Annotated in this window: 21 protein-coding genes; 14 read left to right on the top strand and 7 right to left on the bottom strand. The window is 63.2% G+C overall.

Annotated elements, in window-relative coordinates; genetic code table 11:
* Positions 1–51: 51 nt before the first annotated feature.
* Both dnaK and grpE read right to left on the bottom strand, forming a co-directional pair.
* On the bottom strand, positions 52–1,983 hold the full coding sequence (gene dnaK / locus BW991_RS05840) for a molecular chaperone DnaK (RefSeq protein ID WP_076601164.1): 1,932 nt from the start codon (positions 1,981–1,983) through the stop codon (positions 52–54).
* A gap of 130 nt (positions 1,984–2,113) precedes the next feature.
* Positions 2,114–2,692 (bottom strand): nucleotide exchange factor GrpE, encoded by a 579-nt coding sequence (gene grpE, locus BW991_RS05835; protein ID WP_076601163.1) that lies wholly within the window; start codon positions 2,690–2,692, stop codon positions 2,114–2,116.
* A 170-nt stretch (positions 2,693–2,862) separates the two neighbouring features.
* Between grpE and BW991_RS05830 the strand changes: the two genes are divergently transcribed.
* Positions 2,863–4,224, top strand: coding sequence for a serine/threonine-protein kinase (locus tag BW991_RS05830; protein WP_076601162.1), 1,362 nt, complete (start codon positions 2,863–2,865; stop codon positions 4,222–4,224).
* 118 nt (positions 4,225–4,342) lie between these two features.
* Here BW991_RS05830 and BW991_RS05825 read toward each other — a convergent pair whose 3' ends face one another.
* The 3 genes from BW991_RS05825 to hrcA are packed head-to-tail and all read right to left on the bottom strand — an operon-like array spanning position 4,343 to position 6,852.
* The gene (locus tag BW991_RS05825) at positions 4,343–4,693 is read right to left on the bottom strand and encodes a phage holin family protein (protein ID WP_076601161.1); all 351 of its coding nucleotides are present in this window, start codon (positions 4,691–4,693) and stop codon (positions 4,343–4,345) included.
* Between the two features lie 2 nt (positions 4,694–4,695).
* A complete protein-coding gene (hemH, locus tag BW991_RS05820; protein WP_076601160.1) occupies positions 4,696–5,793 on the bottom strand; it encodes a ferrochelatase in 1,098 nt (365 codons plus the stop codon).
* Positions 5,794–5,823: 30 nt separating this feature from the next.
* Positions 5,824–6,852 (bottom strand): heat-inducible transcriptional repressor HrcA, encoded by a 1,029-nt coding sequence (hrcA, locus tag BW991_RS05815; protein ID WP_076601159.1) that lies wholly within the window; start codon positions 6,850–6,852, stop codon positions 5,824–5,826.
* 84 nt (positions 6,853–6,936) lie between these two features.
* On the opposite strand from hrcA, the gene BW991_RS05810 reads away from it, so the two are divergent.
* On the top strand, positions 6,937–7,821 hold the full coding sequence (locus BW991_RS05810; RefSeq protein ID WP_076601158.1) for an NAD kinase: 885 nt from the start codon (positions 6,937–6,939) through the stop codon (positions 7,819–7,821).
* Positions 7,822–7,858: 37 nt separating this feature from the next.
* Entirely contained in the window at positions 7,859–9,523 is a 1,665-nt protein-coding gene (gene recN / locus BW991_RS05805; RefSeq protein WP_076601157.1) for a DNA repair protein RecN, read from the top strand.
* A 24-nt stretch (positions 9,524–9,547) separates the two neighbouring features.
* Here the strand turns inward: recN and fur are convergent, their stop codons facing one another.
* Complete coding sequence (gene fur / locus BW991_RS05800; protein ID WP_076601156.1) at positions 9,548–9,985, bottom strand: ferric iron uptake transcriptional regulator; 438 nt, start codon at positions 9,983–9,985, stop codon at positions 9,548–9,550.
* Positions 9,986–10,105: 120 nt separating this feature from the next.
* On the opposite strand from fur, the gene BW991_RS05795 reads away from it, so the two are divergent.
* From BW991_RS05795 to greA, 5 genes are all read left to right on the top strand, one after another.
* Entirely contained in the window at positions 10,106–10,522 is a 417-nt protein-coding gene (locus BW991_RS05795; RefSeq protein ID WP_076601155.1) for an outer membrane protein assembly factor BamE, read from the top strand.
* 33 nt (positions 10,523–10,555) lie between these two features.
* Entirely contained in the window at positions 10,556–11,362 is an 807-nt protein-coding gene (dapB, locus tag BW991_RS05790; protein ID WP_076601154.1) for a 4-hydroxy-tetrahydrodipicolinate reductase, read from the top strand.
* Positions 11,363–11,531: 169 nt separating this feature from the next.
* Positions 11,532–12,674 (top strand): glutamine-hydrolyzing carbamoyl-phosphate synthase small subunit, encoded by a 1,143-nt coding sequence (carA, locus tag BW991_RS05785; protein ID WP_076601153.1) that lies wholly within the window; start codon positions 11,532–11,534, stop codon positions 12,672–12,674.
* 54 nt (positions 12,675–12,728) lie between these two features.
* On the top strand, positions 12,729–15,956 hold the full coding sequence (carB, locus tag BW991_RS05780; protein WP_076601152.1) for a carbamoyl-phosphate synthase large subunit: 3,228 nt from the start codon (positions 12,729–12,731) through the stop codon (positions 15,954–15,956).
* Complete coding sequence (gene greA, locus BW991_RS05775) at positions 15,953–16,429, top strand: transcription elongation factor GreA (protein ID WP_076601151.1); 477 nt, start codon at positions 15,953–15,955, stop codon at positions 16,427–16,429. Before carB ends, greA begins: the two co-directional genes overlap by 4 nt.
* Before the next feature lie 82 nt (positions 16,430–16,511).
* Here greA and BW991_RS05770 read toward each other — a convergent pair whose 3' ends face one another.
* Positions 16,512–16,979 (bottom strand): YhbY family RNA-binding protein, encoded by a 468-nt coding sequence (locus BW991_RS05770; RefSeq protein WP_076601150.1) that lies wholly within the window; start codon positions 16,977–16,979, stop codon positions 16,512–16,514.
* A 39-nt stretch (positions 16,980–17,018) separates the two neighbouring features.
* On the opposite strand from BW991_RS05770, the gene BW991_RS05765 reads away from it, so the two are divergent.
* The 6 genes from BW991_RS05765 to pstC all read left to right on the top strand — a co-directional run bounded on the left by BW991_RS05765 (position 17,019) and on the right by pstC (position 24,167).
* On the top strand, positions 17,019–17,642 hold the full coding sequence (locus tag BW991_RS05765; RefSeq protein ID WP_076601149.1) for an RlmE family RNA methyltransferase: 624 nt from the start codon (positions 17,019–17,021) through the stop codon (positions 17,640–17,642).
* A 118-nt stretch (positions 17,643–17,760) separates the two neighbouring features.
* Positions 17,761–19,656, top strand: coding sequence for an ATP-dependent zinc metalloprotease FtsH (gene ftsH, locus BW991_RS05760; protein ID WP_076601148.1), 1,896 nt, complete (start codon positions 17,761–17,763; stop codon positions 19,654–19,656).
* Between the two features lie 74 nt (positions 19,657–19,730).
* Positions 19,731–20,564 (top strand): dihydropteroate synthase, encoded by an 834-nt coding sequence (gene folP, locus BW991_RS05755; RefSeq protein WP_076601147.1) that lies wholly within the window; start codon positions 19,731–19,733, stop codon positions 20,562–20,564.
* Positions 20,565–20,627: 63 nt separating this feature from the next.
* On the top strand, positions 20,628–21,983 hold the full coding sequence (gene glmM, locus BW991_RS05750) for a phosphoglucosamine mutase (RefSeq protein WP_076601146.1): 1,356 nt from the start codon (positions 20,628–20,630) through the stop codon (positions 21,981–21,983).
* A 164-nt stretch (positions 21,984–22,147) separates the two neighbouring features.
* Positions 22,148–23,140, top strand: coding sequence for a PstS family phosphate ABC transporter substrate-binding protein (locus BW991_RS05745; protein ID WP_076601145.1), 993 nt, complete (start codon positions 22,148–22,150; stop codon positions 23,138–23,140).
* Between the two features lie 67 nt (positions 23,141–23,207).
* On the top strand, positions 23,208–24,167 hold the full coding sequence (gene pstC, locus BW991_RS05740) for a phosphate ABC transporter permease subunit PstC (protein WP_076601144.1): 960 nt from the start codon (positions 23,208–23,210) through the stop codon (positions 24,165–24,167).
* Positions 24,168–24,170 lie beyond the last annotated feature (3 nt).

Here is a 24,170-nt window from a genome sequence, read left to right as displayed (position 1 = left end):
AAAGACTGCTCCGGCGTCGGCTCGGCCATCATCTCGCCGCCCGGCGAGCGATCACTTCTTGTCTTTGACTTCGGTGAATTCGGCGTCCACGACGTCGGCGTCGGCCGCCTTCGAGCCCCCCGACGAGCCGCCTGCGCTGCCCGCAGCACCGGCTTCGGCGCCCTGGGTCTGGGCGTACATCTGTTCGCCGAGTTTCTGACTGGCCATCGCGAGCGCCTGGGTCTTGGCTTCGATCGTGGCCTTGTCGTTGCTCTTCAGCGACTCCTCGGCGTCCTTGATCGCGGCTTCGATCTTCCCCTTCTCGTCGGCATCGATCTTGTCGCCGTACTCGGTGAGCGACTTCTTCACCGAGTGCACCAGCGCGTCGCACTGGTTGCGCGCGTCGACCAGTTCGTGGGCCTTCTTGTCCTCTTCGGCGTGTGCAGCGGCGTCCTGCACCATGCGCTGGATCTCGTCGTCCGACAGGCCCGAGTTGGCCTGGATCTTGATCTTGTTTTCCTTGCCGGTGGCCTTGTCCTTGGCCGAGACGTGCAGGATGCCGTTCGCGTCGATGTCGAAGGTGACCTCAATCTGCGGCATGCCGCGCGGCGCCGGCGGGATGTCGGACAGGTTGAACTGGCCGAGGCTCTTGTTGCCGGCGGCCATCTCGCGCTCGCCTTGCAGGACATGGATGGTCACGGCGTTCTGGTTGTCGTCGGCCGTCGAGAACACCTGCGAGGCCTTGGTCGGGATCGTGGTGTTCTTCTGGATCAGCTTGGTCATGACGCCGCCCAGAGTCTCGATGCCCAGCGACAGCGGGGTGACATCGAGCAGCAGCACGTCCTTGACTTCGCCCTGCAGCACGCCACCCTGGATGGAGGCGCCGACCGCGACCGCTTCGTCCGGGTTCACGTCCTTGCGCGGATCCTTCGCGAAGAACTCCTTGACCTTCTCCTGCACCTTGGGCATGCGCGTCATGCCGCCGACGAGGATCACGTCGTCGATGTCGGAGACCTTCACGCCCGCGTCCTTGAGCGCGATACGGCACGGTTCGATCGTGCGCTGGACGAGGTCGTCCACCAGCGATTCGAATTTCGCGCGGGTGATCTTTATCGCAAGGTGCTTCGGGCCGGTCGCGTCGGCGGTGATGTAGGGCAGGTTCACTTCGGTCTGCTGCGACGAGGACAGCTCGATCTTGGCCTTTTCGGCCGCTTCCTTCAGGCGCTGCAGCGCGAGCACGTCGTTCTTGAGGTCGACGCCCTGTTCCTTCTTGAACTCGGTGACGATGTAGTCGATCAGGCGCTGGTCGAAGTCCTCGCCGCCGAGGAAGGTGTCGCCGTTGGTGGCGAGCACTTCGAACTGGTGTTCGCCGTCGATGTCGGCGATCTCAATGATCGAGATGTCGAAGGTGCCGCCGCCGAGGTCATACACGGCGATTTTCGAGTCGCCCGGCTTCTTGTCCATGCCGAAGGCGAGCGCGGCTGCAGTCGGTTCGTTGATGATGCGTTTGACTTCGAGGCCGGCGATGCGGCCGGCGTCCTTGGTCGCTTGGCGCTGGCTGTCGTTGAAGTACGCAGGGACGGTGATGACGGCTTCGGTGACTTCCTCGCCGAGGTAGTCCTCGGCAGTCTTCTTCATCTTGCGCAGCACTTCGGCCGAGACTTGCGGCGGGGCGATCTTCTTGCCCCGCACATCGACCCAAGCGTCGCCGTTGTCGGCCTTGCAGATGGTGAAGGGCATCAGGTCGATGTCCTTCTGCACTTCCTTTTCCTCGAAGCGGCGGCCGATGAGGCGCTTTACCGCGAACAGGGTGTTCCGCGCGTTCGTGACCGCCTGGCGCTTGGCCGGCGCGCCGACCAGGATCTCGCCGTCGTCCGCGTATGCGACGATCGAGGGGGTGGTGCGTGCGCCTTCGGAGTTTTCGATGACTTTGGGCTTGCCGCCTTCCATCACGGAAACGCAGCTGTTGGTGGTGCCCAGGTCGATGCCGATGATCTTGCCCATGTCAGTTCCTTTCGGTTGAGGGTGAGGCCGGGGAGGCGGGCGATTCGCTCCGCTCTGAGGGCCTCGGCTTGCCGTATTGCGTTGTCAGTTAGTTAGGGATGTCGTCGCCGATTTCAAGTGGCGGCCGAATTCAGGCGCTCTTGCCCTTGGAGACGGTCACCATTGCCGGACGCAGCACGCGCTCGTGCAGCAGGTAGCCCTTCTGCAGCACGCTCACCACAGTGTTCGGTTCGCCGTCGGCCTCGACCATCGCGATGGCCTGGTGACGGTTGGGGTCGAACTTGCTGCCGACCGGGTTTTCGTCGGTCACGCCGGCGCTCTGGAAGGCAGCGGCGAGTTGTTTCAGCGTCAGCTCGACGCCTTCACGCAGGCTTTCGATCGTCTGCTTGTCGGTCGCCAGGGCAGCCTCGAGGCTGTCCTTGACGGGCAGCATGGCATTCGCAAATTTTTCCGCCGCGAACTTCGAGGCCTTGGCAATGTCTTCCTGCGCGCGCCGCCGGATGTTCTCGGCCTCGGCCTTGGCCCGCAGCCAGGCATCATGATGTTCGGCAGCCTTCAGTTCGGCTTGGCGCAGCAATTCCTCGAGGCTGGGCATCGTGTCGCCCGCGGCCTCGGAGGCGGCGTCGTCCAGGGGCGCATCGCCGGATTGTTCAGCGGTGGCCTGCAGCAGCTCTTCGGGGGCCTCGGCGGAGGGCTTGTTTTCCTGCATGGGGTGGAACTCCCTGTGTTCGTTCGACGGGCGGGAGATGGGGGCGGGTGTTCCGGTTTCAAGGGCATGGTGACAAAAAGTTTGTCGGGTTGCCCATGCACCCCGCGTGTGTCAGGATTGAATTTCGCACGGGTTCCAAGGCCGCGCGAGATGCTGGGTCCGGATCACACATGAGCGAGATGCCGCTGACAATCGGGAAGTACCGCATCGTGAAGGAAGTGGGTCGCGGTGCGACGGCGATCGTCTATATGGCGGAGTCCGCCGATTGGCCGGTGCCGGTCGCCCTCAAGCTGATACGTTTCAACGACAAGTCGAAGGACGAGTCGAAGTGGAACCGACGGCTGCTGAAGCTGCTCAAGGCGGAAAAGGCTGTTTCGACGCGCCTCGATCATCCGCACATCATTCACGTGCACGACGTCGTGATCGAAGCGGAGCAGGCCTACGTCGTCATGGAGTATTTCCCCGGGGAGTCGCTGGAGCGCTATTGCAGCTTCGAGCACCTGCTGCCCGTCCATCGGGCAATCGGGATCGTGTTCAAATGCTGCATGGCGCTCGATTACGCCTATCGGCAGGGTATCGTCCATCGCGACATCAAGCCGGCGAACATCCTCGTCGATGACCAGGACAACGTCAAAATCACCGACTTCGGTCTCGCGCTGAACATCAGCAAGAAGGTCGAGTCGGACTCAACCTTCATCATGGGGGTCGGCTCGCCGGCCTACATGAGCCCGGAGCAGATCAAGGGCTATCCGCTCAATCAGAAGACCGACCTGTATTCGCTCGGGGTCGTGCTGTTCAATCTTCTCACCGGACGCCTGCCCTTCAGGGCGAGCAACCCTGCGCAGTTGATCTACAAGATCATCAATGCCGACCCGCCGCGTGTCTCGCAGCTCAATCCCGAGCTGCCCGAGCAGATAGATGCCGTGATCCGCAAGTCCCTCGAAAAGGATCTGTATTCCCGCTACAAGAACGGCGCCGAGTTTGCCAAGGAACTCTCGGCCGTGCGCTATCAGCTGGTCGACGACACCTATGTGCCGCCCGACACCAGCCGCTTCTCCTTGTTGCGCAAGCTGGCATTCTTCACCGAGTTCGATGATGTCGAGCTGTGGGAGGTGTTGCGCATTTCGGTGTGGCGCGTCGTCGATTGCGGGACCACGCTCATTCGCGAGGGCGACGCGGACCAGCGCTTCGGCATCGTCGTCGACGGCGAGGTCGAGGTGTCGGTCGATGGCCGCCGTGTGAGCCAACTCGGCGTGGGCGAGGTGTTCGGCGAGATCGCGTGGCTCGATGGCGTCAGACATCGTCACATGACGACGGTCACTTCGGTGAATTCGACGACCTATCTCGAGGTCAATCCTTCCGCATTGGCGCTCGCGACGGATGAACTGCGTGAGCTGTTCCGTGCGATGCTGGCGACGATCGCCGTCCGGCGCCTTGGCGAGGCGCTGCGCGAACTTTCGGCAAACGGCGAGCCGGCAATGGCCGGCAAGTTCACCGCCTCGGGGCTCGACCTGCAATTGGTCGAGGACTGAAGCGCCGGTTACGCCAGGCCTATACGCTCAGGGCGATCTGGCTGACGGTGCCAGCGGTGCCGTCGTCCCGCAGATAGAGGCTGGTCGAGCGCATTGCCAGACGGACGCGGGCATCCCCCTAGTCGGCGAGCGCGATATTGACGATCGAAGTGAGCAGGCTGTAGAGCAGGGCGCTCCAGAATGCGGTCCAGAAATCGGCGACATGCACGCCGCTGACGAGTCCCGCGACTCCCCAGAACAGGAATGCGTTGATGATCAGCGTGAACAGGCCGAGTGTCAGGACGGTGATCGGCAGCGTGATGAGGATCAGCAGCGGCCGGATCAGTGCATTGATCAGGCCGAGCAGCAGCGCGGTCACGAGCGCGGCCGTGTAGCTCTCCACCCGCAGGCCATCGATGATTTCGGGCAGGAGCATCAGTGCGAGCGCGTTCAGCAGCCAGCGCAGAGCGAGTTTGAGGGGCGGATTCATCGTCAGCACGTCGCTCCCGCAATGCGCGCGCGCTGGGCGCTGGCGGCGAGGTCCTGTGGGCCCGCGGGCGGGCGGGTCAGCCAGTTGCCGAGATTGTCGCGCACGATGTCGGTCAGCGCCTTGATCCAGTCGTCACGCTCGTTCAGGCACGGGATGTAGTGGAATTCCTTCCCGCCGCACGACAGGAACGCATGGCGGCATTCCATCGCGATCTCCTCGAGCGTCTCCAGGCAGTCCGCCGGAAAGCCCGGACACATCACGTCGACGCGTTCCGTGCCCTGGCGCGCCATCGCTTCGAGCGTTGGCTGGGTGTAGGGTTTGAGCCATTCGGCCTTGCCGAAGCGCGACTGGAAGGTCAGTTGCCAGCGGTCGTCCGTCAGCCCGAGTTCCCTGGCGAGCAGGCGTGCCGTAACGTGGCATTCGCAGTGATAGGGGTCGCCGAAGTCGAGCGATCGCCGCGGGATGCCATGGAAGCTCATGACCAGTTTGTCGCCCTCGCCATTCTTCATCCAGTGGTCGCGCACGCTCTGGGCGAGCGCCGCGATATAGCCCGGGTGGTCGTGGAAACTGCGCACGTAGCGGATTTCGGGCTGGTTGCGCCAGTGCGCGAAGCAGTTCGCGACTTCGTCCAGTACGCTTGCCGTCGTGCTGGCGGCATATTGCGGATACATCGGCACGATCAGGATGCGATTGCAGCCTTCAGCCTTCATTCGGTTCAGTACGTCCGGCACCGAGGGCGAACCGTAGCGCATCGCCCATTCAACCTGCAGCCCGGTGATGCCGCAATGGCCGAGGTAGCCGGCAAGCAGCTTCGTCTGCCGCTCGGTATGCACCGTCAGCGGTGACCCTTCGTCCATCCAGATCGTCGCGTATTTCGCCGCGGACTTCCGCGGGCGGGTGTTCAGGATGACGCCGTTGAGGATGGGCCACCAGACCGGGGCGGGGATCTCGACGACCCGCGGGTCGGACAGGAACTGCTTGAGGTATGGGCGAACGGCTGCGGCGGTGGGTGCCGCGGGGGAGCCGAGGTTGACGAGCAATACGCCTGTGCGTGCGACCGTGCCGTGTTTCCAGGCGGGTTCAGGCCAGTAACGGGCCATGCTGATCCTTGTGTGATTGCGGTGCGCCGTTCAGTTCGCGTTCGATAGTGCGTTCGAGAGCAGGCGAGCCGTGATGTCGACGATGGGAATCACGCGATCATAAGCCATGCGCGTCGGTCCGATCACGCCGACCGAGCCGACGATGCGGCCGTTGACTTCGTAACCGGCGGTCACGACGCTGCAGCCGTCGAGCTGCGCCAGTCCCGATTCGTCACCGATGAAGATCTGCACCCCCTGGGCGCGATTGGACAGGTCGAGGAGCTGGATGAGTCCGGTCTTCTGCTCGAACAGTTTGAACAGCTCGCGCAGCCGCGCCATGTTCGATGACAGGTCCTCGACGTCGAGCAGGTTGGTCTCACCCGACAGCACGTAGCGGGCGCTGTCGTCCTCTGCGGCGGCGCTGCCGGTTTCGACCGCCGCATTCATCAGCTCGCTCATGTCGCTGCGCAACTGCTTCAGTTCTGCCCGGATGCGCGTGCGAATATCGTCGAACCCGAGTCCGGCACAGTGTTCGGTGAGATAGTTCGCCGCTTCGACCAGCTCGGAGGGCGAGTATGAACGCCGCGTATGGATGATGCGGTTCTGCACGTCGCCTGCCGTCGTGACGATGATCAGCAGGATGCGGTTTTCCGACACGCTGATGAATTCGATCTGGCGGATCTTGATCAGGTCGCGATGCGGTGAAACGACGACTCCCGCAAACTGTGTCAGCTCGGACAGCAGGTGTGACGCGGAGCTGATCAGGCGCTGGGGCTGGTCGGGCTGCAGATGCCCCTTGAGTTCGCGCAACTGCGCCTGCTCCAGCGGCTGCACGGTCAGCAGCGAGTCGACGAAGAAGCGGTAGCCGAGTGCCGTCGGAATGCGGCCGGCCGAAGTGTGGGGGCTCGCGATGAAGCCCATCTCCTCGAGGTCGCTCATCACGTTGCGCACCGTTGCGGGCGAAAGTTCGAGGCCCGAATAACGCGACAGCGCACGCGAGCCCACCGGCTGCCCTTCCACGATGTAGCGTTCGATTAAGGTCTTGAGCAGGATCTGGGAGCGCGGGTCGAGCGGTTTCATGACGGTACGAGGTTATTTACCCGATTCTATGGAAGTGCCGGCGCCTCTGCCAAGGTTCTCGGCGATTGTGGTTTAATCCGTGGCATGAGCCACAGCTTTAATACCGTTGCCCTGATCGGCAAGTACCAGAGCCCGGACGTTGCTGGCGCGGTCCTTTCGATAGCCAGTTTCCTGCGTGAAAGGGGGCTGGCTGTATGGATCGAGCAGGGTACTGCAAGTTCCATCGGACTCGTCGGGGAATTCGCCACCGTGACCTATGACGAGATTGGCGCTCAGGCCGATCTTGCAGTGGTGCTCGGGGGGGACGGCACGATGCTGAATACCGCCCGCCGGTTGTCCGAACATGCCGTCCCGCTGGTCGGCATCAACCAGGGCAGGCTGGGCTTTCTGACCGACATCCCGCGCAAGGAGGCCTTGAGCAAGCTCGCCGAAATCCTCGACGGCCGCTACGTGGAAGAAGCGCGCACAATGCTCGACGCCGAAGTCGTCCGCGGCGGCCAGCGGGTGTTTCACACCCTCGCATTCAACGATGTCGTCGTGAACAAGGGCGATCTCGGACGCATGATCGAGTTCGATCTGTCGATCGACGGCGAATACGTGTACACGCAGCGTTCGGATGGCATGATCATCACGACCCCGACCGGATCCACCGCTTACGCGTTGTCCGCCAACGGGCCGATCCTGCACCCTACCGTCGGCGGTATCGCCCTCGTGCCTCTGTGTCCGCACGCCCTTACCGCGCGGCCGATCACGCTGCCAGACAGCTGCCGGATCGAGATCGAGCTGCTTTCTCCGCACGACGCACGCATCCACTTCGACGGCCAGACGCGTTTCGATGCGCATGCCGGCGACATCGTCCGGCTCACGCGTTCGCCCAAGGTGGTGCGTTTTATGCACCCCGAAGGCTACAGTTACTTCGCCATGCTGCGCGGAAAGCTCCACTGGAGCGCGACGCCGCGATTGCCCTGACTGGCCTCCCCTCCTTGAGTCTTCATCTGCGACGCCTATGCTCCGCCGCCTGACCATCCGTGATTTCGTGATCGTCGACCGCCTCGAACTCGAGTTCCGGACGGGCTTCGGGGCTCTTACCGGGGAGACGGGCGCGGGCAAGTCGATCCTGCTGGACGCACTAGGCCTCGCACTGGGTGGTCGTGCCGATGCCGGTGCGGTGCGCACCGGTCGCGACAAGGCCGATATCGCCGCCGAATTCGATCTTCCCGCAGATGGCGGCCTGTCGGGCTGGCTCGCCGCACAGGATCTGCCGGCCGATGAGGGTATGGCGATCCTGCGGCGCGTCGTCGAGGCGGGGGGGCGATCGCGTGCCTGGATCAACGGCGTGCCGGTGACGCAGGCGCAGTTGCGCGAGGCGGGGGACTGGCTCGCCGACATCCACGGCCAGCATGCGCATCATGCCCTGCTCAGGGGGGATGCCCAGCGTGCGCTGATCGATGCCCATGCCGGTGCCGGCGCCCTTGCGAGCGAGGTTGCAGAGCGCTTTCGCGGGTGGCAGCGCCTGGTCGAGCTGCGACGGACGGCGGAGCAGGATTCGGCCGCCTCCGAGCGCGAACGCGAATTGCTTGCGTGGCAGGTCGACGAGTTGCGCAACCTGGCGTTCGATGCCGGCGAGTGGTCCGAGATCAATCAGGAGCACGCTCGGCTGGCCCATGCGGCGGGCCTCATGGAAGGGGCGGACGAGGCCCTGGCAACGCTGGGCGAAGGGGAGGCGGCAGTGTCGTCCCTGCTGCGGCACATCAGCGTGCGCGTCGATGCGATGGCCGACATCGATCCGGGGCTGGGTGATGTGCGGGAGCTGCTCTCCGGAGCGGCGATCCAGGCGGACGAGGCGCTGCACGCGCTGCGCCGCTATCGCGACCGGCTGGATCTCGATCCGCAGCGCCTTGCCGAGATAGAGCGCCGCATCGGTGCCGTGACCGATCTCGCGCGCAAGTATCGAGTCGATCCCGAGGGCTTGCCGGCCTTGTTCGACGACTGGACGCGGAAGCTCGAGGAACTGGTCGCGCGCGCGGATCCCGTCCATCTTGCCGAGCAGGAGGCGCAGGCCAGGGCGGCGTACGAACAGGTAGCATCACGCCTCTCGGCGGCGCGTCGGCCGGCCGCCGAGCGTCTGTCGCGCGAGGTCAGCGAGGCAATGCAGGCGCTCGCGATGGCGGGTGGTCAGTTTGCCGTAGCACTCGAACCGTGCGCACCCTCGGTGCATGGCGTCGAGACCGTCGAGTTCCGTGTTGCGGCCAACCCGAGTCAGCCGTTGCGCCCCTTGGCCAAGGTCGCTTCGGGCGGCGAGCTGTCGCGTATCGGCCTGGCGATCCAGGTCATGACGAGCCGCGATTCCGCGACGCCTACACTGATTTTCGACGAAGTCGATGTCGGTATCGGCGGCGGTGTGGCCGAAATCGTCGGTAAGCTCCTGCATCGGCTGGGCCGGGAACGACAGGTGCTGTGCGTTACCCATCTTCCCCAGGTTGCCGCATGTGCCGACTGGCAATGGAACATTGCCAAATCGAACCGCGGCAACGAGGTCGTGAGTGCCGTCACGCCGCTCGAAACCGAAGGTCGTATCGAGGAGATCGCCCGCATGCTCGGGGGGGTCAATATCACGGACACCACGCGCCGCCATGCGGCGGAAATGCTTGGGGTGAACGCGGCTTCCTAGCCTCCGGGAGCCGTGCGGAGGGGGTCAGCTCCCCAGCTTGCGATTCGGGCAGTCCTTCCTGAGACAATCGACGTAGAGGTACAGCGCGTGTTCGCGGACCGCGAAACCGCGCTCCTGCGCGATCTGGTTCTGGCGCCGCTCGATTTCCGCGTCGAAGAACTCTTCCACCTTGCCGCACTGCACGCACACCAGATGGTCGTGATGGCCGCTTTCCTTCAGTTCGAAGACCGCCTTGCCGGACTCGAAATAGTGCCGCTCGAGCAGACCCGCCTGCTCGAACTGCGTCAGGACGCGGTAGACGGTGGCAAGTCCGATGTCCATGCCTTCCGCCATCAGCAGTCGATACACGTCCTCGGCGGTGAGGTGCCGCAGGTCCGACGTCTGGAACAGATCGAGGATCTTCAGACGCGGGTAGGTGGCCTTGAGGCCTATATTTTTAAGGTTTTGCGAATTCTCTGACATGGTCGCTCTGTTGGCTTGCAGTTCGCGCGGCAGCGTGGCTGCTGGCTACGTATGATATATTTTTTCGCCTTTGTCTGAAAAAGATACGCCGTTCGGCGCTAACGACCAAGATCTCCATCCATGCGTGTATTGATTCTTCCGGCGGTCGTCGCCGTCGCGGGCCTCGTGGCCGGTTGTTCCCTTACCTCCCTGACCGATCGGCTCAATCCCCATCGCGTCGATGTGCGCCAGGGCAATTACGTCGACCAGGAAATGGTCACGCGCCTCAAGAAGGGCATGACGCGGGAGCAGGTGCGCTTCGCCCTTGGCACGCCCCTCGTGACCGACGTCTTCCATGCCGATCGCTGGGACTACGTCTATACCTTCCGCCCCGGGCGCGGTGATGCTCAGCAGCGCGTCCTCAGCGTTTTCTTTGACGGCGACAAGCTCGATCGGGTTTCCGGCGACGTGCAGTCGGGTGATGCGCCAGCCGCTGCTGCGGCCGCGCAGACCGAGCGTGCCCGCGTGATCGAGATCTCGCCCGCAGCCGAGCAGTAAGACTTGTTTGCTCCGCTCACAGGATCTGTTTGAATGAATCCCTTACGTATTGCAATTGCAGGCGCGTCCGGCCGCATGGGGCGGATGCTGATCGAGGCCGTGCTGAACGACAGTGAGGTCGTCCTCGCGGCAGCCTTCGACAGGGCGGGTGCGCCTTTTGTCGGGCGCGATGCCGGTGAACTGGTCGGCAGCGCCTGCGGCGTCATGGTCACGGACGACGTCCGTGCCGCAATCGCCGCGGCCGATTGCGTGATCGATTTCACCCGTCCGGAAGGAACGCTCGTCCATCTCGGCATCGCGCGCGAACTCGGCAAGGCGATGGTGATCGGAACGACGGGTTTCTCCGCGGCGGAAAAGGAGACCATCGTCGCGGCGGCGAAAGAGATCCCCGTGGTGTTCGCTCCGAACATGGCCGTCGGCGTCAACGCCGTGTTCAAGCTTCTTCAGGTGGCCGCTCGTATCCTTGATGAAGGCTACGACGTGGAAGTCATCGAGGCGCATCATCGCTTCAAGGTCGACGCCCCCTCCGGCACGGCGCTGCGCATGGGCGAGGTCGTTGCGCGCGAACTCGGGCGGAATCTCGACGAGTGCGCGATCTACGGGCGCGAAGGCGTCACGGGTGAGCGCAAGCCCGAAACGATCGGGTTCTCCACGATCCGCGGTGGTGATGTCGTGGGCGACCATACCGTTCTCTTCGCCGGCATCGGCGAGCGCATCGAGATCACGCACAAATCCGGTAGCCGCATGCCCTACGCGCTGGGTTCCGTCCGCGCGGCGCGTTTCCTGGCCGGGCGAAAGAGCGGCCTGTTCGACATGCAGGACGTTCTCGGGCTTCGCTGAGTCGTCGCGATCGTCCTTCGCCGTCGTTGCCTCGGACGGCGCCAAACGATACAATTCAGCGGTTTAGACAAGCGGGATTGGCCGATCAGCGGCTCGTCCCGTTTTTTTCACGTTCGGGTAGGCCCGTTGTGCCTGTCCCTGTCTTTTCGGCTGAACTCAGGAGTTTGTCGTGACTGCTTCCCCGCCCGCCCTACTAGCACTCGCCGATGGGACGGTATTTTTCGGCAAGGGAATCGGTGCGGCCGGCAGCACGGTTGGTGAGGTGGTATTCAACACCTCGATGTCCGGTTATCAGGAAATCCTTACCGACCCGAGCTACTGCCGCCAGATCGTAACGCTGACTTATCCGCACATCGGGAATACCGGCGTGAATCGTGAGGACGTCGAGTCCGGGCGAGTCCACGCCGCCGGACTCGTCATTCGCGACCTTCCCATCTTTCCGTCCAACTTTCGCATGGACCAGACCCTCGACGCCTATCTCAAGGCCGAGAACGTGGTCGCCATCGCCGGCATCGATACTCGCAAGCTGACGCGCGTGCTGCGCGAGAAGGGGGCTCAGGCCGGCTGTATCGTCACCGCGGCCGACGGCGCATCGCTCAATGCGGAAGCCGCGATCGCTCAGGCGCGCGCCTTCCCCGGTCTCGCGGGCATGGACCTCGCAAAGGTCGTGAGTGCAGACCGCGCCGTCGAGTGGGCCGAGGGTGAATGGGTCCTTGGTTCCGGTTACCAGGTCGAACAGAAAACCCGCTTCCACGTCGTTGCCTATGACTTCGGCGTCAAGCGCAACATCCTGCGCATGCTGGCGAGCCGCGGCTGCAGGCTCACCGTCGTGCCCGCGCAGACACCCGCTGCGGAAGTGCTCGCCCTCAATCCGGACGGCATCTTCCTGTCGAACGGCCCCGGCGACCCCGAGCCCTGCGACTACGCGATTGCCGCCATTCGCGAATTCCTTGCTCGCGGCATCCCGACCTTCGGCATCTGCCTCGGTCATCAGCTCATGGCGCTCGCGTCCGGTGCGAAGACCGTGAAAATGAAGTTCGGCCATCATGGCGCGAACCACCCGGTGAAGGATCTCGATACCGGGCAGGTGCTCATCACCAGCCAGAACCACGGCTTTGCGGTCGACGCCGACACCCTTCCTGCGACCCTGCGTCCGACTCACGTCTCGCTGTTCGACGGCAGCCTCCAAGGCATGGAGCGCACGGACGTGCCGGCGTTCTGCTTCCAGGGGCACCCCGAGGCGAGCCCCGGCCCGCACGACGTCGCCTACCTGTTCGACCGCTTCATCAAGCTGCTCGAAGCGCGCAAATGATTCGCAAGCGGCAGCCCGCGCTGCCGCTCCCCAACGCAAGACCGAGGTTAGGCAATGCCTAAGCGCACAGACATTCAAAGCATTCTCATCATCGGCGCCGGCCCGATCATCATCGGCCAGGCGTGCGAATTCGACTATTCCGGCGCCCAGGCCTGCAAGGCGCTGCGCGAGGAAGGCTACAAGGTCGTCCTCGTCAACTCGAACCCGGCCACGATCATGACCGATCCGGGTACGGCCGATGTTACCTACATCGAACCGATCACCTGGCAGGTCGTCGAGCGCATCATCGAGAAGGAGCGCCCGGACGCGCTGCTGCCGACCATGGGTGGCCAGACCGCGCTGAACTGCGCGCTCGATCTCGCCCGCAACGGCGTGCTCGAGAAGTACGGCGTCGAACTGATCGGCGCCTCGCGCGAAGCCATCGACAAGGCCGAGGACCGCCTGAAGTTCAAGGACGCCATGACCAAGATAGGCCTTGGCTCCGCACGCTCCGGCATCGCCCACAGCATGGAAGAGGCGCTGCAGGTCCAGGGCGGCATCGGCTTCCCGGTCATCATCCGCCCGTCCTTCACGCTTGGCGGCACCGGCGGTGGCATCGCCTACAACATGGAAGAGTTCGACGAGATCTGCAAGCGCGGTCTCGAGGCGAGCCCGACCAATGAACTGCTGATTGAAGAGTCGCTGATCGGCTGGAAGGAATACGAGATGGAAGTCGTCCGCGACCGCGCGGACAACTGCATCATCGTCTGCTCGATCGAAAACCTCGACCCGATGGGCGTGCATACCGGCGACTCGATCACCGTCGCACCGTCGCAGACGCTTACCGACAAGGAATACCAGATCCTGCGCAACGCCTCGATCGCCGTGCTGCGCGAGATCGGCGTTGATACCGGCGGTTCGAACGTGCAGTTCGCGATCAACCCCAAGGACGGTCGCATGATCGTCATCGAGATGAACCCCCGCGTGTCGCGTTCGTCGGCGCTCGCCTCGAAGGCTACCGGCTTCCCGATCGCGAAGGTCGCGGCGAAGCTCGCCGTCGGCTACACGCTCGACGAACTCAAGAACGACATCACCGGCGGTGCGACGCCGGCCTCGTTCGAGCCCTCGATCGACTACGTCGTCACCAAGATCCCGCGCTTCGCCTTCGAGAAATTCCCCCAGGCGAACGACCGTCTCACCACGCAGATGAAGTCGGTCGGTGAAGTCATGGCGATGGGCCGCACCTTCCAGGAGTCCTTCCAGAAGGCCCTGCGCGGACTGGAAGTGGGTGTCTATGGCCTCGACGAGGTCGAGACCGATCGTGCCGACCTCGAGCACGAACTCGCGAATCCCGGTGCCCAGCGCATCTGGTACGTCGGCCAGGCTTTCCGCGAGGGCTATACGCAGGAGCAGGTGTTCAACCTGACCAAGATCGATCCCTGGTTCCTCGCCCAGATCGAGGATATCGTCCTGACCGAGAAGGCCATCACCGGTCGCTCGCTGAAGGCGATCCAGGCACCCGAACTGCGCGAGCTCAAGCGCAAGGGCTTCTCCGATCGCCGCATTGCAAAGCTGCTCGGCGTGGATGAAACCGCCGTGCGCCTGCACCGTCACGCCAGCGGCGTGCGGCCGGTGTTCAAGCGCGTCGACACCTGTGCAGCAGAATTCGCGACCTCGACCGCCTACATGTACTCCTCCTATGAGGACGAGTGCGAAGCGCGTCCGACCGACAAGAAAAAGATCATGGTCCTCGGTGGCGGCCCCAATCGCATCGGCCAGGGCATCGAGTTCGACTACTGCTGCGTCCACGCCGCGCTCGCCCTGCGCGAAGACGGTTACGAGACCATTATGGTCAACTGCAACCCCGAGACCGTCTCGACCGACTACGATACTTCCGATCGTCTGTATTTCGAGCCGATCACCCTCGAGGACATCCTCGAGATCGTGCATATCGAGAAGCCCGTCGGCGTCATCGTCCAGTTCGGCGGCCAGACGCCGCTCAAGCGTGCGCAGGCGCTGGAAGAAAACGGCGTGCCCATCATCGGCACGAGCCCGGACATGATCGACGCGGCCGAAGACCGCGAGCGCTTCCAGAAGCTGCTCAACGACCTCGGCCTCAAGCAGCCGCCCAACCGTACCGCCCGTACGCCCGAGGCGGCCGTGCGGCTCGCTGCAGAAATCGGCTACCCGCTGGTCGTGCGTCCGAGCTACGTGCTCGGCGGCCGCGCGATGGAAATCGTGCATGAGCAGAAGGATCTCGAGCGCTACATGCGCGAGGCCGTGAAAGTCTCCAACGAGTCGCCCGTGCTGCTCGATCGCTTCCTCAACGATGCCACCGAAGTGGACGTCGACGCGCTGTCCGATGGCGAGCAGATCATTATCGGCGGCATCATGGAGCACATCGAACAGGCGGGTGTGCACTCCGGTGACTCGGCATGTTCTCTGCCTCCGTACACGCTGTCCGCGAAACTGCAGGACGAACTGCGCCGCCAGACCGAGGCGATGGCGCGCGCGCTCAACGTCTGCGGTCTCATGAACGTCCAGTTCGCCATCCAGGGGGAAGGTGACGATGCGACCGTCTACGTCCTCGAAGTGAACCCGCGTGCGTCGCGCACCGTGCCCTTCGTCTCCAAAGCCTGCGGGCTGCAGCTCGCGAAGGTCGCCGCCCGCTGCATGGCGGGGCAGAGCCTCGTAAGTCAGGGGGTCACCAGCGAAATCGTTCCGCCGTACTACTCGGTCAAGGAAGCCGTGTTCCCATTCGTCAAGTTCCCGGGGGTGGATACCATCCTCGGGCCCGAGATGAAGTCCACGGGCGAAGTCATGGGGGTCGGTCGCAGTTTCGCGGAAGCGTTCGTCAAGTCGCAGCTTGCCGCGGGCGTGCGTCTGCCGCAATCGGGCACGGCCTTCATCAGCGTGAAGCCGACCGACCGCGGTGGCGCCGTTGCAGTCGCGCGTGAGCTGCACGACCTCGGTTTCCGTATCGTCGCCACGCGTGGCACGGCTTCGGCGATCGATGCAGCGGGAATTCCCGTGAACGTCGTCAACAAGGTCACCGAAGGACGTCCGCACATCGTGGACATGATCAAGAACAACGAAGTCAGCATGGTCATCAATACCGTCGAGGAAAAGCGCCAGGCGATCGTCGACTCGCGTTCCATTCGTACGAGCGCGCTCGCAGCGAAGCTCACGGTGTTTACGACCATCGAGGGTGCCCGCGCCGCCTGCATGGGCATGCGCCACCTCGAAGGGCTCGAGGTCTACGGCCTGCAGTCCCTGCACGCGGAACTGAACAAGCAATCATGAACAAGACTCCCCTTACCGTGAACGGTGCGGAAAAACTCCGCATCGAACTGCACCGCCTCAAGACCGTCGATCGTCCCAGCGTGATTGCAGCGATCGCCGAAGCGCGCTCGCACGGCGATCTTTCCGAAAACGCGGAATACGACGCTGCGAAGGAGCGTCAGGGCTTCATCGAGGGTCGGATCAAGGAAGTCGAGGGAAAGATCGCGAATGCGCAGATCATCGATCCGCGCCTTCTCGATGCCGACGGGCGCTGTGTGTTCGGTGCGACCGTGAACCTCGAGGACATGGAGTCCGGGCAGGCAGTCACCTACCAGATCGTCGGCGAAGACGAGGCCGACATAAAGGAGAACAAGATTTCCATCAGCTCTCCTATCGCGCGCGCCTTGATCGGCAAGTACGCCGGCGACATCGCCGAGGTGCAGGCCCCGGGCGGCGTGCGCGAGTACGAGATCATCGAAGTACGCTACATCTGAAAGCAGACGGGCCGGGGGTTGGGCTTCGGCCCGTTGTGCGATTCCGCAAGGGGCCGCATCTGCCCCCGGCGCAATCGGGTGATCACTTGTTGCCGAGCGGCCCCGACTTGCGAACGAGGTTTCTGGTGCGCTTCTCCGCCAGCCGCCTCTTGTCCGACGCGGCCTTGATGAGCGCGGTGCGCCGCGCGGCGGCAGCGAACGCGCGGGCCGACTTGGCCTTCGCGGCGCCCGGCACGTTCACCGCGGTAGCGGCCTTCGGCGTTGCGGCTGCTTGTTCTTCGCGACGTTCGCGCCACACGACCAGGATCGTGCCGATGTGTTGCACCGGGGCTGCGTCGAGCTCCGCGCAGATTGCCTGCATCAGTGCATCACGGTCGGTGCGCTCGGTACCATGAACCTTGATCTTGATAAGCTCGTGTGCCTGCAGGGAACGGTCGATCTCGCCCAGGACGGTCGGCGTGAGCCCGTTGCCCGCAACGCTGACAACAGGGTTCAGATGGTGGGCCGCGGCCCGCAATTCGCGGCGGCGGGCAGGGGATAGGTCGATCATTGTTTTCTCAAATCTTTCAGGGGCATGGATTCTACTCCCATGACTAGGACCAAGACCAGCAAGGCATGGATGCACGAGCACGTGAACGACTCCTACGTGCAGCGTGCGAAGAGCGAAGGCTACCGCTCGCGTGCCGCATACAAGCTGATGGAGATCGATGACAAGGACCATCTCCTGCGACCGGGCATGGTCGTCGTCGACCTCGGCGCGGCTCCGGGTTCCTGGACGCAGATCGCGTTGCAGCGCGTCGGCAGGGCCGGGCGGGTATTTGCGCTCGACCTGCTTCCCGTCGAGCCGTTGTCTGGCATGGAGTTCATCCAGGGCGACTTTCAGGAGGATTCCGTGCTGGCCGAACTCGAAAGCCGACTCGCGGGTGAGCCGGTAGACCTTGTACTTTCGGACATGGCCCCCAATATGTCCGGTATCGACACGGTGGATCAGGCGCGTTCCATCCATCTCGGCGAACTGGCCCTCGATTTCGCGGCACGGCATCTGAAACCCGGCGGAAACTTTCTTATCAAGGTGTTTCAGGGCGCCGGGTTCATGGAGTTCCGTAGCGAGATCCAGCGCCATTTCGCTTCGCTTCAGGTGCGCAAGCCGAAGGCCTCGCGAGACCGCAGCGCCGAAGTGTATCTCCTGGGTCTGAGGCGCAAGCCCGACTGAGCCGAGCCTTCCGCGTCGATTGTCTGTTTCGATCGTGACCATTGGTTTACGCAGCGGAACGTTCGCCACTAGAATGGGTCAATGTTTCGCTGCCCCCATGGGCTCATAAGGAAAGAAGTTGAATAATCTCTTCAAGAATCTCGCGATCTGGATGGTCATCGGCGTCGTCCTGATGACGGTGTTCAACCAGTTCAATTCGCGTCAGGTTTCTACCAACACGATGGAATATTCCCAATTCCTCGAGGAGGCGAAGGCCGGGCGCATCGCGAAGGCGACGGTCGACGGCCGGCTCGTGCGTGCAACTACGCAGGAAGGCCGCCAGATCACGGTTTACACGCCCGGCGTGCAGGATATCTGGATGGTGTCGGACCTGATCCGCGCGGGCGTTGCCGTCAATGCGACCAAGCCCGAGGAAGAGCAGTCCTTCCTGATGAGCATCTTCGTGTCCTGGTTCCCGATGCTCCTGCTCATCGGCGTATGGGTGTTCTTCATGCGCCAGATGCAGGGGGGTGGCCGCGGCGGCGCGTTCTCGTTCGGAAAGTCGAAGGCCCGCATGCTCGACGAGTCGGCGAACTCGCTGAGCTTCGCCGACGTCGCCGGCTGTGATGAGGCCAAGGAAGAGGTATCGGAACTCGTCGACTTCCTCCGGGATCCGTCCAAGTTCCAGAAGCTCGGCGGCCACATCCCCAAGGGCGTCCTGATGGTCGGATCCCCCGGTACCGGCAAGACGCTGCTCGCGAAGGCCATCGCCGGCGAGGCAAAGGTTCCCTTCTTCTCGATCTCCGGTTCGGATTTCGTCGAAATGTTCGTCGGCGTCGGTGCGGCGCGTGTGCGCGACATGTTCGAGCAGGCCAAGAAGCACGCCCCGTGCATCATCTTCATCGACGAGATCGATGCGGTCGGTCGGCAGCGCGGCGCCGGTATGGGCGGCGGCAACGACGAGCGTGAACAGACGCTTAACCAGTTGCTGGTCGAAATGGACGGCTTCGAGGGGCAGACCGGCGTGATCGTGATCGCCGCCACCAACCGGCCCGATGTGCTTGATCCGGCCCTGCTTCGTCCCGGGCGCTTCGACCGCCAGGTCGTCGTGCCGCTCCCGGATATCCGTGGCCGCGAGCAGATCCTCAAGGTGCACATGCGCAAGGTTCCGATCGCGCCGGACGTCGAGCCGGTCGTCCTTGCCCGCGGCACGCCCGGCTTCTCCGGTGCCGACCTTGCAAACCTCGTCAATGAGGCAGCTCTTTTCGCTGCGCGCGGCAGCAAGCGTCTGGTTGACATGGAAGACTTCGAGCGCGCCAAGGACAAGATCATGATGGGCTCGGAGCGCCGCTCGATGGTCATGCCGGAAGAAGAGCGCCGCAACACCGCCTACCACGAGTCAGGTCACGCAGTGGTCGCCAAGCTGCTCGACAAGACCGATCCGGTGCATAAGGTCACGATTATTCCGCGTGGCCGCGCCTTGGGTGTGACGATGCAGCTGCCTGAGACCGATCGCTACAGCCAGGACCGCGAGCGCCTGTTGCAGACGATCGCCGTGCTGTTCGGGGGGCGGATCTGCGAAGAGATCTTCATGAAGCAGATGACTACCGGAGCGTCGAACGACTTCCAGCGCGCTACAGATCTCGCGCGGCGGATGGTGACCCAGTGGGGTATGTCTGACAACCTCGGCCCGATGGTATACGGTGAGGAAGAGGGCGAAATCTTTCTCGGCAGGCAGGTCACCACTCACCGTAACGTATCGGAAGCCACGATGCAGAAGGTGGATGCCGAAATCCGTCGCATCATCGATCAGCAGTACGCTCTGGCACGCCGCCTGATCGAGGAAAACAGCGACAAGATCGAGGCGATGACGAAGGCGCTCCTCGAATGGGAAACCCTGGATGCGGACCAGATCAGCGACATCATGGCGGGTCAGCCTCCGCGCGCGCCGAAGCCCACTTCGCAGGCGATCCGGCGATCGCGGGACGACGACGCGCCTGGTGCGGCGCCGACTGCGGCAGCGCCCGTCGCCTGATCCGATCGGGCCTTGACGCACCCCTAATTGGGCCGACGAGAGTCGGCCCGATTCTTTTTCAGGAGAAAGAACACATGGCGGTTCTCAAGTGCGGCCGGTTCGACATCGATCTCGACCGCCCGCGCATCATGGCCATCATTAACACCACGCCCGATTCGTTCAGCGGAGATGGGCTCGGGCACGACATCGATGCTGCCCTGCGGCGCTGCGAAAATGCAGTCGCGGCCGGCGCGCATATCCTCGATATCGGGGGTGAATCGACTCGTCCGGGGTCCGACTCCGTCTCCGAGCAGGAGGAGCTAGATCGGGTCATTCCCCTTGTCGAGCGCTTGGCTGATTGGCCGGTTCCCGTGTCCATCGATACGGTAAAGCCCGCAGTCATGCGTGCATCCCTGGCCGCGGGGGCGAGCCTGATCAACGACATCAACGGTTTTCGCGCGCCCGGAGCGATCGAGGCTGTGAGCGGATCCGATGCCGCGCTGTGCGTCATGCACATGCAGGGCGAACCCCGCAGCATGCAGGCCGCTCCCCGCTACGAGGATGTGGTAACCGACGTGATGGATTTTCTCGCTCGGCAGGTGCGCGCGCTGGAGGCTCACGGGGCCGCCAGGGGGCGCATCCTTCTTGATCCCGGCTTTGGCTTCGGCAAGACGCTTGAGCACAATCTAGCCATGATGCGTGCGCTCGACCGCTTCCTCGGGACGGGATATCCGCTGCTCATCGGCGTGTCGCGCAAGTCGATGTTGGGTGCCATTACCGGACGTTCCGTTGGGGATCGGACCGTGGCAAGCGTCGCCGCTGCCCTGATTGCCATCGAGCGCGGGGCGCGCATCGTCCGCGTTCATGACGTGGCGCAGACGCGCGACGCCGTTGCCGTCTGGGAGGCGGTACGGTTCGGAACTTCCTGATTGGCAGCTGTCTCCGCGACCGCTGCGGATGCGATAATTCGCCTTTTGCAATCGGAAGCAGTCATGGCGCGCAAATATTTCGGTACCGACGGAGTTCGCGGCAAAGTAGGCGAATCCGTGATCACGCCCGACTTCGTGATGCGCCTGGGCTACGCCGCAGGCGTCACGATCGTCGGGCGGGAGCAACTGCCACGCGGCGAGCGGCCGGCGGTGCTGATCGGTAAGGACACCCGTATTTCCGGCTACATGCTCGAGGCTGCCCTGGAGGCGGGTCTTGCCGCTGCCGGAGTCGACGTGTTGCTCGCGGGGCCGGTTCCGACACCGGCCGTGGCCTACCTCACGCGCGCCCTGCGGCTGCAGGCCGGCGTGGTGATCTCCGCTTCGCACAACCCTTATTACGATAACGGGATCAAGTTTTTCTCGGCCGACGGAAGCAAGTTGCCCGATGCCGTCGAGATGGAGATAGAAGCGCGCGTGGATCAATCCATGGGCTGCGCGGAGTCAGCCAGGCTCGGGAAGGCTCGGCGCATCGATGATGCCGCTGGCCGTTACGTGGAATTCTGCAAGAGCACTTTCCCGAACGAGCTCGACCTGCGCAACCTGAGGATCGTCCTCGACTGTGCCAATGGCGCGGCCTATCACATCGCACCGAGCGTGTTCCACGAACTCGGCGCCGAAGTGGTTTCGGTCGGCGTCGAGCCCAACGGGCTCAACATCAACGAGGGCTGCGGGGCTACCTCGCCGGAGCACCTGTGTTCCGCCGTTATCGCCAACAATGCGGATCTCGGTATCGCGCTCGACGGCGACGGGGACCGTGTGATGATGGTGGACGCGCGCGGCGAACTCTATGATGGCGACAAGCTGTTGTACGTGATCGCAGCTGCGCAAAGGGATCAGGGGCGTCTCGATGGCGTAGTAGGTACCCTCATGAGCAATCTCGGCTTCGAGCACGCGGTTGCGAGGCTAGGGGTTCCTTTCGCCCGGGCCAAGGTCGGCGACCGCTACGTACTCGAGACGCTTCAGGAGAAGGGCTGGAAGCTGGGCGGAGAGAACTCGGGCCACATCATCTGTCTCGACCGCCATACCACGGGAGACGGCATCATCTCCGCCCTGCAGGTTCTCGCCGCCTTGCAGCAGACGGGAAGGGGCCTTGCTGAAGCTTGCGCGGATCTCGTCTTCTACCCGCAGACGTTGATCAACGTGAAGCTTCCGGCCGGATTCGACTGGCAGGCGCACAAGGGAATTGCCTCGGCGGCCAGGGACGCCGAGGCACGGCTGGGAAGCCGTGGTCGTGTGCTGCTTCGTCCGTCGGGCACCGAACCGCTGCTGAGGGTCATGGTGGAAGGGCAGGACGGCGTCGAGGTCGACCTTCTTGCGCGCCAGATCGCCGATTGCATCGAGAGGGCAACGGCAGGCTAGTGTTAATCCCCGTATATGAACTGTCACATTCCTGAAATGTGCTGCAACTAAAGTGTGCGCACTTCGGGATGCGTCCGCGTGGCAGAGCGATTTGCCGGGCCTGTCGGCTCGTGTCGGTGCATCCGGTTCGGACAATGACAGAGTTCATTCACTGGAGATTCACTATGTCGGGTTTCAAGCAGACTGCTCTCGCAGCCGCCGTCCTCGTTCTGGGCGCGCAGGCCGCGCATGCCCAGTCGATGGTCAAGATCGACGGTTCGAGCACGGTGTTCCCGGTCACCGAGGCAGTCGCCGAGGACTTCCAGTCCTCGAAGAAAGGTGAAGTGAAGGTTACGGTCGGCATCTCCGGAACCGGCGGCGGTTTCAAGAAGTTCTGCCGCGGCGAAATCGATATTGCCGACGCCTCGCGTCCCATTCTGAAGAAGGAAATGGAGGCCTGCTCACAAGCCGGCATCAAGTACGTCGAATTGCCGGTCGCCTTCGATGCCCTGACCGTCGTCGCGAACCCGAAGAATGCATTCATCAAGCAACTTTCGGTCGAGCAGTTGAAGAAGATGTGGGAGCCGGGTGCGCAAGGCACCATCACCAGCTGGAAACAGGTCGATCCGTCCTTCCCCGACGCGCCGCTCAAGCTCTTCGGTGCAGGGTCCGATTCGGGTACCTTCGATTACTTCACGGAGGCGATCGTCGGCAAGGCGAAGGCCTCGCGTGGCGACTACACTGCCTCCGAGGACGACAACGTGCTGGTGCAGGGTGTCTCCCGCGACGTCAACGCCATCGGCTACTTCGGTTATGCGTATTACGCGGAAAACCAGGGCAAGCTCAAGGCCGTGCCGATCGTGAATAAGGAAGGCAAGCCTGTTCAGCCCGGTGCAGCAGCGGTGCTCGACGGTTCGTACAATCCGCTGTCGCGTCCGATTTTCATCTACGTTGCGGAAAAGTCGCTGGAAAAGGCCGAAGTCCGCGATTTCGTGACCTACTATCTGAAGAACGCGAGCAAGCTCGCGACCGAGGTGAAGTACGTTCCGCTCCCCGCCAAGGCGTATGAAATTGCTCTGGACCATGTAAACAAGAAGAAGCTCGGTACGGTCTTCGGCGGCGAAGCTGAAATTGGAGTGACGATCGAAGCGCTGCTGGCTCGCGAAGCCAAGCTCTGATCGGATCTGAAGGTTGTGGTGCTCGGGCGTTCCGCCCGGGCACCTTTTTGTCGTTTGTAGGCGTCCAATGCAAGAAACCAATTCCGGCGGTGCCGCATCGCTCGTGCCCTACGGTCCGCTTTCCGTCAGCGATCGGCTTGCGAAGAAGGTGCTGCGCAACTTCAAGGAACGTGTCATCGAGCTCCTGCTTCTGGGAGCCGCTTTCGTCTCGGTTCTTACGACGGTCGGCATCATCTGGGTGCTGGTAAGCGAATCGGTGAATTTTTTCGACAACGTGCCGATCTGGTCCTTCCTGACCGACACGATGTGGACGCCGCTGTTCGCGGAGCCGCGCTACGGAATCCTGCCATTGTTGGCAGGTACGTTGACCACTTCCGCCGTGGCGCTGGTCGTCGCCATCCCGTTGGGAACCACCATCGCGATCTATCTATCCGAATTCGCCCGTCCGGCGGTTCGTGAGGTGGTAAAGCCCTTCCTTGAACTGCTCGGCGGCATTCCCACCATCGTGTATGGGTACTTTGCCCTGATGGTCGTCATCCCGTTGCTTCAGCTGCTCATGCCGGAACTGTCGGGATTCAACATGCTCGGCGCCGGCATCGTCATGGGCATTGCGATCATTCCGTACGTGAGTTCCCTTGCCGAAGACGCCATGCGTGCGGTGCCGATGAGCATGCGCGAAGGCTCGTACGCCATGGGGGCGACCCGACTGCAGACGGCGTTTCGTGTCGTCTTCCCGGCCGCCTTGTCGGGGATCCTGTCTGCATACATTCTGGGCATTTCGCGAGCGGTGGGGGAAACCATGATCGTGGCGGTCGCGGCGGGCATGCAACCCAATTTCACCGTGAATCCGCTCGAGCCGGCGCAGACGATTTCCGCCTACATCGTGCAGGTTGCCCTCGGCGATCTCCCGCACGGCTCCATCGGGTACCAGTCGATCTTCGCGGCCGGTTTGAGCCTGATGCTCATGACGCTTGCCCTGAATCTTGTCGGGCACGTGGTGCGGCGTCGATATCGCGAAGCTTATTAAGAA

Origin of the sequence: Aromatoleum tolulyticum (assembly GCF_900156155.1) — a bacterium.
Taxonomy (GTDB): Bacteria; Pseudomonadota; Gammaproteobacteria; order Burkholderiales; family Rhodocyclaceae; genus Aromatoleum; species Aromatoleum tolulyticum.
Note: the sequence above shows the minus strand (reverse complement) of the source record. Positions and strands in the feature narration are given on the sequence as shown.